Annotated in this window: 8 protein-coding genes; 2 read left to right on the forward strand and 6 right to left on the reverse strand. The window is 53.6% G+C overall.

Features of this window, described 5'->3' with window-relative positions:
- Positions 1 to 923 precede the first annotated feature (923 nt).
- A protein-coding gene (locus ACEWPM_RS16965) for an IS630 family transposase (protein ID WP_393963868.1) occupies positions 924 to 1,861 on the forward strand; the annotation gives its coding sequence in 2 pieces (ribosomal slippage) (positions 924 to 1,244 and positions 1,247 to 1,861; 936 coding nt in all).
- A 1,233-nt stretch (positions 1,862 to 3,094) separates the two neighbouring features.
- Entirely contained in the window at positions 3,095 to 4,012 is a 918-nt protein-coding gene (locus ACEWPM_RS16970; protein ID WP_393963842.1) for an SEL1-like repeat protein, read from the forward strand.
- A 246-nt stretch (positions 4,013 to 4,258) separates the two neighbouring features.
- Here the strand turns inward: ACEWPM_RS16970 and ACEWPM_RS16975 are convergent, their stop codons facing one another.
- From ACEWPM_RS16975 to ACEWPM_RS17000, 6 genes are all read right to left on the reverse strand, one after another.
- Positions 4,259 to 6,370, reverse strand: a complete 2,112-nt coding sequence (locus tag ACEWPM_RS16975; protein ID WP_393963869.1) for a GumC family protein — start codon at positions 6,368 to 6,370, stop codon at positions 4,259 to 4,261.
- Between the two features lie 225 nt (positions 6,371 to 6,595).
- Positions 6,596 to 7,312, reverse strand: a complete 717-nt coding sequence (locus ACEWPM_RS16980; protein ID WP_393963843.1) for a metallophosphoesterase — start codon at positions 7,310 to 7,312, stop codon at positions 6,596 to 6,598.
- An 831-nt stretch (positions 7,313 to 8,143) separates the two neighbouring features.
- Entirely contained in the window at positions 8,144 to 9,535 is a 1,392-nt protein-coding gene (locus ACEWPM_RS16985) for a polysaccharide biosynthesis/export family protein (protein WP_393963844.1), read from the reverse strand.
- Complete coding sequence (locus ACEWPM_RS16990; RefSeq protein ID WP_393963845.1) at positions 9,532 to 9,780, reverse strand: hypothetical protein; 249 nt, start codon at positions 9,778 to 9,780, stop codon at positions 9,532 to 9,534. The genes ACEWPM_RS16985 and ACEWPM_RS16990 overlap by 4 nt, the downstream gene beginning before the upstream one ends.
- 655 nt (positions 9,781 to 10,435) lie before the next feature.
- The gene (locus ACEWPM_RS16995; RefSeq protein ID WP_393963846.1) at positions 10,436 to 11,068 is read right to left on the reverse strand and encodes a YjbF family lipoprotein; all 633 of its coding nucleotides are present in this window, start codon (positions 11,066 to 11,068) and stop codon (positions 10,436 to 10,438) included.
- Positions 11,065 to 13,179: a YjbH domain-containing protein gene (locus tag ACEWPM_RS17000; protein WP_393963847.1), complete on the reverse strand. Its 2,115-nt coding sequence runs from the start codon at positions 13,177 to 13,179 to the stop codon at positions 11,065 to 11,067. The genes ACEWPM_RS16995 and ACEWPM_RS17000 overlap by 4 nt, the downstream gene beginning before the upstream one ends.
- Positions 13,180 to 13,257 lie beyond the last annotated feature (78 nt).

A 13,257-nucleotide genomic window follows, 5' to 3' on the forward strand; every position in this document is an offset into this window, starting at 1 on the left:
ACAGCCTGTGAATGCGATGTTTGGATGACATGTCCACAGAACAGCTGGGCCGTCTAGGAAGCCGAAAAAATCATAAATGGCCTTACGCTGAACCGCGTATCCAATGTCCGACCGGCGTTGTCAGACCGCTGATACTTGCTCATGTGCCGCAGGCCTAGTCCTTAGGTTTTTCAAGTAACTGCTCGTCAAGGCAGAAGGTGGTAATTTACCAATCTTGACTAAAATGTGGCATCAACACTTTGTTTCCGCATCAGTTTCACCAAGACCTCCAATAGAAATTTCGCTATCAAGTTTGTGTTGCCAAACGGAATGAGCCCGCTTCGATGAAAGTACAGAACAGCCTCATATCCAAGTCGGAAGTGCCAGGTTCGGTTCTGCATTGGCAACATAATGGAGATCAGCCAGACTTCGTACTCGATCCACCATCTCAGCGAACCCTGCGCGATCGCCGCCGCCGCCTATACGCGTTGCGGCTTGTCTGCATTTCTGCAATGATGATCGTATTAGGTAGTTTTACGTGACTAACGGATAGCCAGTGCCTCAGCTGTATCCCTACAGGCAGGTTTTTCAGGGTCTGGTATGAATTCGCGGTGAGTTCACGCTCTTTGCTCGGCTGCACGATTTGGCGTCTTCTACCTTGATCTCGGACCGCGTTGGCGAACGTTTGACGTCCAGCCCCACCCAACTGATGAACCCACCCCATCGACCGGCCTCGAACCACTATAGCGGCGGACAGCTTTCGGTTCGACGGAGTTGGTAAGTTACCTCTAGCGGTCTGCTTTAACCAACCCAGTTCCTTGCCGTGCTTCGATCTCGGGAGGTTCGCAGACGACGGATCAAAGTCGGTGCGCACTCGGCCCCTACCCTGACCCTTCTGTATCTCCACTTTGTTATGCTGGCCCCGTCAGCGACCTTGGCCGAGGCTGCTGACGGGGCGGTTTCAGCGATATATTGAGGAAGGGTTAAGCGGTCGCGCGGCGGCATTGCGCTTGAAACTCTCGCCAGCCACGGGAGCGAGATGGGCGCTTGCGATCCGCCAGACGGGCCGTGCGGAGGCGGCTCCGCAAGGTCGACCGAAAGGCAAGGGCAAGCTGGACCCGCATCTGGATTTCTTTGCCGAAATTATCGAGCAAGATGGCGACATCACGATGCCCGAGCTGAGTGCAGCTCTGTTTGACGCAACGCGCGTTCAGGCGCACCCCAACGCCATCGGTAAATTCCTTCGCAAGCTGGGCTACACGTATAAAAAAAGTCACTGGTCGCCACCGAACACCGCCGTGCCAAGGTAAGGCGGCAGCGCGAAGACTGGTTCAAGCACCGTATTCCAGCCGTATCGAAGCACCCGGAACGCGTTGTCTTTATTGATGAAACATCGGTGAAGGCAAACTTGACAAGGCAACGGGGATGGGCCCCTTGTGGAAACCGCCTGATCATGGATGCCCCGTTTGGCTCATGGGGCACCCAGACTTTCATAGCTGGACTGAGTGCCGATGCGATGATCGCCCCTTGGGTGATCAAAGGGGCCATGGATGGCGCCGCCTTCGCCGCTTACGTTGAAAAGGTGCTGGTGCCGGAACTTTCCCCCGGAACCGTCGTCATCCTGGACACTCTCGCCACCCACAAAAACGCCGAAGCGGCGAAGGCGATGCACAGGGCAGGATGCTGGTTCTTGTTCCTGCCGCCCTACAGTCCTGATCTCAACCCGATTGAGATGGCATTCTCCAAGCTCAAAGCACACCTGGGCCGGATCGGCGCACGCACCTTCACCGACATGTTCAACGCAATTGCCGAAATTTACGGCCTCTACTCACCCGACGAGTGCTGGAACTACTTCACAGCTGCCGGATATGTCGCAGGTTAAAGGCGGGACGCTTTAACAAGAGTCGCGGTTCAGGTATCGCTCACAGTCGGACCACGCAGTGTAAAACCCCAGCTTCGAACGGTTGAGTTTGCGGAGTCCGATCAATCTATTTCACGTAATGATATGCGGCTAGATGATGCCTAACAACTCTGATATGCTCATGCGTAGTGTTGAACTCTCAACTAGGCTCAAAGCCTGTCAAAACGACGAGTGAGGTGAACTATCATGAAGACGCCTAAAGTATCCAAGGTATCAGTGCTGGCGTTCGCCGCCAGCTTGGCGGTCGCATCCTCTGCAGGTGCACAGCAGCAGACGACTATTCAGCCTCTGCCTTCCGAAACCGCGATGCAATATGCTACGCGAATAAACGCTTGCGCGGGCGCAAACGTAGTATCTGCCGAATTTGATCAAACTGGACGTATTTTGAACGTTCAATGCCCTCGAGTAGCGGTTACCGATCCCAACGGTATGGCTGGCGGGCTAGGAACTGGCGGACTTGCCGCGGCAGGTGGCGGCTTGCTTTTGGTTGCAATTGCGCTCGCTGGCGGCGGCGGTGGTTCCTCCGGGGCAACGACCACCACGACTGGCACGACTGGCACAAACTAGTGGCTATATAAATCCATTAATTTCCTGCGAGTTCTCGGCCACATCCTGGCTAAAGAGCAGTGGAACCAGCGGCTTTTTTCGATGCCGCTCGTTCCACTGTTGCTGTCAATTTTATGATTTGCCCCACTGGCACCTCGGTCTCAATGCTGTCTGAGCAGATTTGACATTTCTGACAATGAGTTTCCTATTGGCTGAGCGCACTCAGCCGGGAGCCTGCTCGATAACGTATGCCCGCCTTTGCCAACAGCTTCAAAGCGTTTCTACGATGCCGCAGTTTTTGCTTCGACGCTGAGTGTCGTTGCTCCAAGCCTGATCAATATGCGTCGTCCTGCGTCAGCCGATGAGCGCTAAGTGACGGCGGTCTGTGTTACGAAAGGCAATCCAGTCTCGGATAATGTGGCGAGCTGGGAAGCCAGCATTTATACCTTTTAGGCACAAAGCCTCCTGTTCCAGAGCGGCCAGTTTCACCCGATTCAGATGTTGTCCAGATAGCAGCCCATTAGAAGGACCTACTCACCTCTTGTGATCGTCAATCCACGCGCTCGGCAAAAGATAGAAGAGCAGGTTGTGCGGGCAGCCCCAATAATGCAGTTTAACCTTTGAGGCCATCCCGTCAGAGGTTGTTCTATGGGTAAACGTTTATCTGTCGCGCTTATTGTAGTTGCGTTTTCAAGTTTTTCTGCACGCGCCGCAGATTTGCAGCAAGGTTTAGATGCGGCTCATGCAGGAGACTACGCGGCCGCGTTGAGTGCATGGCAGCCACTAGCCAACAAAGGCAATGCCCTCGCCCAGTTCAACCTTGGAGTCATGTATGAGATCGGCAAGGGGGTAACAAAAGATGCCGAGGAAGCTGTACGCTGGTATCGTTTGGCTGCCGATCAGGGAAATGCTCTTGCCCAGTTTAACCTAGGTACCATGTACGCCAACGGCACCGGTGTGCTGCGGGACAGCGCTGAAGCTGCGCGATGGTATCGCCTCGCAACCGAACAGGGCAATGCCCTCGCTCAGTTTGACCTCGGCATCATTTACGCCAACGGCGTGGGACAACCCAAGGATAGAGCCGAAGCTGCACAATGGTCTCACCTGGCAGCCGTCCAGGGCAATGCCCTTGCCCAATTTGACCTCGGTATCATGTATGAAAATGGATTGGGCGTTGTGAAGGACTCCGCTGAAGCAGTGCGATGGTACCGCACTGCTGCCGAACAGGGACATCCGCGATCTCAGGCCAAACTCGGACTGTTGTACGCCAATGGCGAGGGTGTGCTGAAGGACAAAGCTGAAGCTGTGCGATGGTATCGATCAGCCGCTATACAAGGCGACTCTGGCGCCCAGAACAACTTAGGCTGGATGTATGCGTATGGCGAAGAAGTGGAGAAAGATGTTGAACTTGCGCATATGTGGTTCAACATAGCGGGCGCTAATGGCCATGATGATGCACTGAAGAGCCGCGATAACGTAGAAACTAGGATGACTTCCGAACAGATTTCTAAAGCAACAGATCAGGCAAGAATGTGCATGTCTTCTGGCTACAAAAACTGTGATTGACTCCTCAAGCGTGACATAGCGTATCGACTAGCTTTATCCTGAAACTGGATCGAAACCCGATCACAAGCGGGTTTCTGGAGCGCCGGACCCATCTGTGACCTAAGGCACGTATGTATATCCCGTTTGATCTCGGGCCTGCTTCAACCTAGGGGGAGTAGCTCAGTTTTATAAACGCAAGGGAGGATCGTGGCTTAGATCGGAAAAGCCCAACAGTCGAATGTAATAAGATCGTAGGCTTAGAAGCTATCATTCGGCATCATAATAGCCCTTGCCATAAGCCGAGTAGGACCCGTGTTTCCCACCATAGCCGTATCGGCGCATACCTTTGGGGTCGATCTGTGACAGAATCAGCCCTGCAACACGCAGGTTCACCGAGTCGATCTCGCGCAAGGCCGCCATAACCTGACTGCGATGCGTGCTGTCCCAGGCCACCGCAAGTAATATGGCATCGACATGCTGCCCGACTACTCGCGCATCGGGAACAACCAAGACTGGCGGCGTGTCGATTATTACGAAATCGTACACTTCGCGAGCCTTCCCTAGAAGCTCACTGAAGCGATCCGAGGAGAATACATCCGCGGCATTGATACTGGTGGCCTCCCCCATCAGCACATCAGCTTTAAGCTCCTCATCATAGAAAACAATCTCATTGAGTGCTGCCTCACCAGATAGAGCTGAAATCAAACCACCGGCTGGCTGTGACTGAAAATAGTTAGAGAAGGTGCGCCTACGGATATCGGCCTCCATCAATAGGACTTTCTTGCCCAATCCAGCTAAGTTCTGCGTCAGAGCAATAGCCTGAGTTGTTTTACCTTCATTGGGAAGCGATGACGTAAGCATTATGACTTTAGGAGGCGAGTCAATATTTGAAAGAAGTATAGATGTACGGAGGTTGCGAACAGCTTCAGCCGCAGCTGAAGTTGGCTTTTCTTTCAAATATGGAATCAAACGGTCACGTGATTTAATTGGCATTTTGGGAATCTGGCCCAACACTGAAATTCCGGTGCTTGCCTCCAGATCCTCAGGCGTGCGAAAAACATTGTTCAAAATATTCTTAAGAAGAATTATCGCGGCACCAACCAAACCGCCCAAAATCATAAATAGTGCAAGCATCCTAGATGTACGTGGAGCCACTTGCTCGCCCGAAATCGCGTCGGACAAGACACGACTATCGGCTTGCTGCAAGCCCCTCTGGACGGATGTCTCCTTGAGCCGCGTCAAGAATGTTTCGTAAAGGGTGCGCGTCGTTTCGACCTCCCGCTGCGCTTCTTGAATCCTCACCAAGTCGGTGGACTGACGGTCGATGCGTGACTGAAGCTTTTGATAAGATTCGGACAACGCTGCAATTTGACTGGCCATACGTTCTCGCTCATTCGTAGAGCTCTGCATGAGTAAATCGAACCGCTGATCAAAGACTTCACTAGCTTCGGTATCACCATCACGCATCAAGCGCGCTGCCCGGAGCAACGTGGGGTCTTGCGTCATCTGCGCTACTTCTAAGAGCTCACCCGCATCCAGAAGTTCACGCATCCGCGTCTGATTTATTTCTATTTTCTCAGCTTCATTCCGCATTTCCTGTAGTCGGTCGCGCAGATCCTTGGCTTGGAGGTTAAGGCCGTCTAGTGCTTCAGGATTAGTCAGTTCGGTCTCAGCCCTGAGACGCTTAAGCTCTTCTTCTTTTTCACGCAAATCTTGTTCAAGTTCAGTAACACGTGTCGACAACCACGCGACCGCTTTTTCAGTAGCCTCGAACTTCACCGCTATCTGTTCATTTATGTAAATATCAGCGAGCGCGTTAACTATTTTCTTTGACTGATCAGGATCTTTAGTGGTGGCACTGATAGAAAAAACATAAGTATCGCGCTTGACGGAGGCAGAAAGAACACCCCTCACCCTATTGATCACTTGGTCACGAGGTGACTTTGGCGTTGCTTCTTCTTGTTCGCTGTCTGCTGGCGCAATGAGTTTGGCGGCAAAGCCTTTGACTTGACCGATAAGTGAGGGAGGATTGAGCTGGGAATTAAATTCTGGGTCATTCACCAGGTCAAGCTCATCCACAAGGTCTCCTAAAACCCTACGGGACAGAATGATCTCAAGCTCAGTATTGAGCGCGGCTTGTTCGGTGGAGACACCGGATATCACACTTTCGATATCCACCACTTGCTTAGAGCGCATCTCCAATGTCATCTGCGCTGTGGATGTGTACTTTGGCTCAGCCCACCCAAAAACGTAAAAGGCGCCCATTAAGGTTGCGATCAACATGGAAAGCAAGATAGTCCACTTGCCAATCCAGAGAGCGCGTAGAAGCTCCATCAAATCGACTTCATCTTCATTGCCATCGACTTCCATTTGTCGCATATCCACTCTGGACACTCCCGTATTTACCTCCGGCCGCTTCATAGATGCATTGAACCTATCTTTAATTTTTGTGCTATCGCTGCAGCGAAGAATTATTTTTCTTCGATACACTCCCAAATTGAAGAATAAGCTTCCGTGGAGCTTTTTGGTACAGCGCAGTTAGCGCATCTGGGCTGGCAAGGCCATAGGGAGGCTGTATCATTTAGTGTCTCTTTCGAGCCCCGATCACATACCGCCGGTTTGAAGGAATGTTATGCCGTCATGTGTGATGGCAGCCGCCGTCAAGACTCCCGTGGCGTAAGCTCCGGTATCGACGGAAATTCGGCCTTGGTGGACCTGCGGCCCGTCCACAATAGAATGGCCATGGACTATCCATTGGCCGTCCACGCGCACCTGATGCGAGAATTCCCGATGTCCCCACAATAACACATCTGTGTCCTGCTCATCCATTGGACAGGTTGGAGATGCGCCAGCATGGACTGCCCAGACATTACCGCTATGCCACGCAAGAGGGAGAGCGCTCATCCATTCAATCATCTCCGGCCCCATAGCTGTGGCAAGGTGGTCACGCAACAGCTCGAGCTCTTCTGGTTCCTCGAGGCTGCCAATAGGTAGTGCGACACCGAAGCTGGCCAGGGTTTGCAAGCCACCGTTATGTAACCATCTTCGAGCATAACGTGATGGTTCATCAAGGAAATCCAGTAGCATTCGTTCATGATTACCCATTAGGCACGTAACGGAGTAATCGACGTCGGCCGTAGCTGACATCAAGAGCTTTAGAACCTGGCAACTTTCTTCTCCCCTATCGATGTAATCGCCAAGGAAGACGACAGGCCAATCGGAATGATCAATCTCAATAAGTCTATCCAATTCGATAAGAAGATCTGCTCGACCATGCACATCACCAATCGCAAGGAACGGCTCAGTCGGCGCTGGCGGCAAGCGAGGGCTCTTTCGCGCTGTCTGGGTCGGTGTGCCCGCTATGATCCGGGTTAAGAAATTTAACATAGCTCACCTTTAAGGCGAGTTAGAGCTCGCAGTCGTCGGATGCATACCCCAGCTTGGATACGCTGCGCTCTGATCATCCACAAGCCAAAAGCCAATGTGCCTGCTACAGTTGCGAAATGGCGCGCATTGACACGCTTTTCGGCCAACTAGTGGAAAAGAAGCAGGATTTTCTGATTGTGAAATCTTACTGCATAGTCGAGGCCACGGGAAAATCCACGAAATCGTGAACATTCCGAGCCACCCCTTCACTCTTCATGGACGCTGACCGTGGGCGCGTTTCCAACTAGGGATTGCGGGCGTCGGGCCAGCGAAAACCAATAAACAGGCAGCTTAATGTCTTGTTCGGGAAACCGCTGCGCGAAAGCGAGAGCATACCGGCTCAGCCCTTCGCCCGTCTCACCGTGGGACAAGTGACCATCCGAAACTTACAATCGCAGGGTCAAAAAACCATTGGCCATGGCCTTACAGGCAGGTTTCGCCGGAGGCCATTTCTGACACCTTACCGTCGAAAACATCGTGCTCCCGCGCCCAGGCGCCCAACAGCTGAGAGTGCCCTCTCGATAGGTCGGTCAATCATTCAGCAGCAATTAACTTGGACCAATGGGGCAGTCCAATTTGTCGCCGCGCTACGCCTAATTCCTACCTGGAACTTAAACCAGTCTGTCAGAGCTCCGTCACTTCGCCGGGACCCATTCATCGTTGATAAGTTGACAGATATTACACCTGTCTCAGGACTCTTTCGAGGGAGATAGGACTAGCAAATCATCAATTAGCGGCAGCAACTGTCGCTGTAGTGAGGATAGACGGCACGATTTGCTGAACCACTCGGCTCCACTTGGTGATTGGCTGTTCTTCTATGAAAACAATATCATTTGGCCGCATTTGCATCTTTGTGGCTAGCGTAAGGTTCACCGCGTTTCCCGCGTCTAGATGCCAGGCAGTCACCGCTCCGAATTCTGAGGGGTTGGCCGAAGAACGTAAAACATAGATATGTGCTGGATTACCCGTCTCCGTCCGGAACCCGCTATTCCCGTAGATGACATCGGCGAGCGTTGCATGCTGTTCATACGGAAGGGGAACTCGGCTTTGCTCACGCACTTCCCCTGTGAGGTAGACATAGTCACGGCCCTCAGCCCCAAGGCTTTCTCTCGCTTGGAAGTTTGAGCGCCTTTCTTCCAGCATGCCACGACGCAGCGCGACCTCCGCTTCCATTAGCGCAAGGGACTCAACTCTCGCACTATTACGCAGACGAATTACGTCTATTTCTTGCCGGTAAAATTCGAAGGCCCGATCAACGCTATAGGTCGTATCCACGAATATTGCGTCACCCGCCTTGAGCCGCAGGGTTTGAAAGTCAGGGCGGGAAAGATAGTCCTCATAGGGTATTTGATACAGACTTCCATCGCGGTAGATGCGAATAGAAGCGTATTGTTCATCAGGGATAACTTCACCACCTGTCGCAGCTAATGCCTCGTCCAAACTGAGCGCGGTAAGAGTAATAGGCACACGTGCAGCGCTGCGAACTGCGCCGCCGACAGTAACGCGTTGCGAGTTGAACTCCGCCACCTCCAGAGAGAACGCAGGATCCACCTGATTGTCGAGGAGAAATTTAAAGATACGGTCTTGAGCTTCCTGCAAGGTAAGGCCGGCAATATCGACGCGGCCGATATCTGGAATGGAAATTGTTCCATTATCAGAAATCGTATAGCCTTGACGCTGCTGTTCTGCAGCGAGAAGTCCGCTTAATGCCTCCACGCTTGTCCCAACACTCTTTGTCGCCAAAAGAACGACATCACCAACGCCGAGACGGTACGGTTGCGAAGGCGTCTCAGGCGGGAGTCGCAGTTCGAGACGCGTCGGGTTCTCATCGGGTATCGATGGCGGATTTGGCAAGGCGCCAAGCCCGGGGCCCTGGCGCCCGGAAGCAACACTAAAGAATTCGTCAGGCAAATCCCGTGGGCTGTACGGGGCCCGGTTGGCCAGTAGAATGCTTTCAGGGGTAAGTTCGATCTCTCGAACATCCATATTCGAGCCAGCGGCGCTGCTGACTTTTGGGCTGGTATAGATGACCCCGCATGCTGAGGGGAGAGCGAGCGCCGCCAAGAGAGTAAAACGCATCATTGCATGGCCTCGAAACGTAGCTTTGCTGGTCTTCATGTTGTGTTCCCCGACATCCAGATCTTGCCATGCTCGATCATTTGGAAAGCGCTAAAGAGCGTCACCACCTGCTCCATGGAGGCTGGCAGAAACGCATCGGCATCCACGAATTCGCCCGCTGAGCCGCCTACACCCATGTCTGAGGAGGCTGCCAACGCCGCACCGGGCGAGAGACTGCCCAAGGTACAGACCGATGCAAACACCCACAAGCCCAGCCGGGCGGAGTCTCGGCTCCGAGTTTTCATAGACCACTCTTCTTACTGCCTCGCGCCGCCGATTTACTCTGCTGGCTTTTAGGATAATGCGCAAATATCACATGACTTGCACCAATTAAAGCATCCAATTCAAAGGGAGTGATAGCCGTTGCTTATTAACCCGGCCCATAGATCGGCGAATGCCTCATCAAACTGCTTGCATCCGCGGTCGGATCAGAAGTCCGTGCCCGCGGCACCGGATCGCCGCGCCCTGCATTCCTTAGCTCTTCACAGGCTTGATGCAGGTCATCGAATGCAGCATGGACTCGCCGATCGCCTCGGCATCCGCGGCACCGTTTATCTCTGCTTCACGAAAGGCTTGATTTAGTCCGGCGGAATGACCCCCAGCACATGGCCGAGTTTGTCTATCTCACTGGCCGAGGAATGCGCACCGTCACTGACGTCTATCGCAAAGCCGCAAGAAACAGCCATCCGAAACCTCATGAGCCTGCGGCCGTCACAGATTTTCGCGCAGCATGTCCCAGCCGGAGGAATTGCCCCCAAGCGCTTGCAACTCATTCTTCGCCAGATCGAGTTCGACCGTGATGATCTCCCACATGACCACCCTTCCTTGAGAAACCCCTGAAATGCACCTTGACAAATTGTCCTCATCGAAGCGCGGTCACATCATCGGATCATCAGATGGCTACCAGACGGTGTATTCGGTTTCCATATATCCGACGTTCGAGCTTACCCATTGACGAGATTTGATGACAAGCCCACCTTGATCCAGCCAATACGTATTCGAGAACTCGTGATTTTGAGACTTACAAGTCTCCCCAACCTGCTTGGCAGGCAATGATCTGCCTCCAACCATTACCTGGTGGGTTTGGCGACCGAGTTGGCGGCACTGATAGCCTTGAAAAACCAACCGATCTTCTCCGTCAAGATATGATCGGATATGTGGATAATAGGCATTAACCTTAGTGCCACCGAGCATATCAAGATTTTCTGAAACATCGCTGGACATCAAATCATTGCCCAGCCCTCTTGTCTGGATCACAACCCCATCCCGAAACGCCAGGGTGATCCCATCCAAGGTCTGCCAGACAGTCACATCCTGTCGCTGTGTTATGGGAGCCAGCGTTGCCTGTGTCCCAAGGTTGGGCAAGGTAACGCGCAGTCGCTTAGAACCAATCGGTTTGGGCGCAACTTTCTCAACCTGGCCCGTTACGCCCAAGCCGTCAGTCAAACGGTCACAAGCGCTTGGAAAAAGAAGTGCGAACGAGGCCATGATAAGCGATAGGGCTTTGAGGAATTTCCTGTCGGTTGTTGTCATCGCCAGAATCTCCCCCACCCGTCCTGTAGAGCAGGTTTCTGGAGGGGCCGAACGCGATCGTAGAGCCGTCCTCCAACATTGAGCCGCGCGCCGCCATCGCGTGTAAGGGGGCGTATCGTTGTGCTATAGCTTGATTTGTTGGGCTCACCGGTAAGCCATGTGATCGGGACGGTCAGCCTGATTCCTTTATCAAACGAGCCTTCACCGAAAGTACTGAATGGGACATCGGTCAACGTCGCGAATGCTCCAATTTTCCAACCGTTATTGAATTCCCGGTCGAGCGAGAAGGTCGCGCCCCAATCTCCGGCAAGGTAGCGCCCGGTATCAACCTGCGCCTGAAATCCGTTGCCCATGTCCCAGTAGGCTGACACATGCCCGGTGGTCACGCCATAATCCTGGAAACCGAACAATTGATCGAAGTCGCGTTTTTGGGCATAGTTCACTTCGACGCCCAACGCGAAACGGCTGTCATCGGGTTTCCAGAGCACTTCCGTGGAAACTCCGCCAAACATCCTCTCCAGATACCCAGCGGTCACACGGCCGTAATAATCACGCCCTGGCTTGAAGTAGTAAGCGGCGGTCAAATAGGGGATCGTCGGATCGCCTGCCTTGTCATAAAGAGGGAACTCACTGCGCACGCGCGGCAATGCAGAGTTTGATTTGCGTGTTGCCTCATCAAGATTGCCTACGATTTTCTTGCGCAGAGCACCTGAAAACTCCAAGCCGGCTGTAGGTTCGACGGTCGCTGACAGGTGAGCTCCGAAATCGGCTCTGACTGGATTGTCAGGATCGAAAAGACTTGGCATCAGATAAGGCGAGAGCGACCAGTCGAACCGAGGATAACGGTCCTTTGTGGGCGAGGTTCTAGCCGAGGGGGACGCGATAGCCGCACGGGCAAAGCTTTGCCAGCTTCCGTCAAGCTCATGCTCGAGGTCTTCCATATCACTGCGGCTAATCCGCACCTCGGAGACGGGCATACCGCCCGTGACAACCACGATGTTGAAGGCGGTGATGCGCGACGGCATCTGGCGCGATAGAACGCGCGCGCTCCGGCCCACGGCCTGCGCTTCCTGCAGATAGGCCGTGTTCTCTATTTCGAGCCGCGCCGAGGCCCCATCGAGATCGAGCCCGTGCAGGCGTATTCCTTGTCCTGATAAAGCTTCACTCACCTTTTCAGTCAGGGTGTCACGCGACGCGATGATTTCCGACCAGGAGAGTTGCGCAGCAGATGTTCGTGGAAGAACTGGCGGTGGCGCCGGCTCAAATCCGCCTAGGAAGGGCGGATCTTTGGGGTTCAAGGCTGCGGTGAGCTGAATGCCGATCTCGTTGCCGTAGAGGTAGCGCAAAGATAAATCGACACCCGGGTGAACCGCGTAAGTTGCCCCAAAGTTCATTTGGGAGGCCAGATCAACAGCGGAGCGGCTCTCCTGCGGATACGCGTCAGAAGAATATTCTGCCGTGAGCTTGAGCCGATCCGTGGCCTGCCATTCGAGGCCCCCGAAGAAGGCTGCGTCACCGCGAAAGAATTGATCGGCTTCGATTTCTCCGCCCAACGCAAAGTCTCGCGACGGGCGGGTCTTGAGGGACTCGCCAAAGATCGACAGGGGGTTGGTGAAGCCTCCACTTGTGCCAAGACGGCCCCAGCCAATACCAGCGCTGAACCGCAGGCGCGGCGTCAGGGTTTTGGTGGCCACGACATATTCCGAGGAGTAGACACCCGTCCCGAGAAAGTCATTGAGCCCGATGGCAACTGACGGACGCCAGCCGCCTTCAATTTCGTCGATGAAACGGTAGTGCACTGAGAAGCTGCGGTCATAGAGCGTGCCTCCACCGCCATACTCCTCCAGGACCGAGTAGCGAAAACTGCCTGACAGGCGCGGCAACATTTGGAAAGTCAGCGTATTGCGGGTCTGCCCAGAGAAATTGCTCGTCGTGAAGGCAAGTTCTCCGTCGGGTCGACTGGTGGCAACTGGCATGTCGATCATGCCGGGATAGCCGTAGCTGTTATATCCGGTGGCAATATCGGCCTCTGACTTCGAGAGCGACGGCGTAATGGAAAAAACTATGACCGCGACGGTTGGTTGAAGCGCTTTATGGATACTGACTGCCATGATGCCTTGCTTAGCCTGCTTTTCGCTCGAAGGCATCCCTAGCATATGTGCCCATTCCTTTTTGAGAGAGCACGTCAT

This window comes from Roseovarius maritimus, assembly GCF_043355895.2.
In the GTDB taxonomy this organism is placed as follows: domain Bacteria; phylum Pseudomonadota; class Alphaproteobacteria; order Rhodobacterales; family Rhodobacteraceae; genus Roseovarius; species Roseovarius maritimus.

What these genes read in the sequence shown, in the direction of transcription:
- ACEWPM_RS16970 (WP_393963842.1), top strand. Translation starts at nt 3,095, where the DNA reads ATGGGTAAACGTTTATCTGTCGCGCTTATTGTAGTTGCGTTTTCAAGT.
- ACEWPM_RS16975 (WP_393963869.1), bottom strand. Translation starts at nt 6,370, where the DNA reads ATGCGACAAATGGAAGTCGATGGCAATGAAGATGAAGTCGATTTGATG.
- ACEWPM_RS16985 (WP_393963844.1), bottom strand. Translation starts at nt 9,535, where the DNA reads ATGAAGACCAGCAAAGCTACGTTTCGAGGCCATGCAATGATGCGTTTT.
- ACEWPM_RS16990 (WP_393963845.1), bottom strand. Translation starts at nt 9,780, where the DNA reads ATGAAAACTCGGAGCCGAGACTCCGCCCGGCTGGGCTTGTGGGTGTTT.
- ACEWPM_RS16995 (WP_393963846.1), bottom strand. Translation starts at nt 11,068, where the DNA reads ATGACAACAACCGACAGGAAATTCCTCAAAGCCCTATCGCTTATCATG.
- ACEWPM_RS17000 (WP_393963847.1), bottom strand. Translation starts at nt 13,179, where the DNA reads ATGGCAGTCAGTATCCATAAAGCGCTTCAACCAACCGTCGCGGTCATA.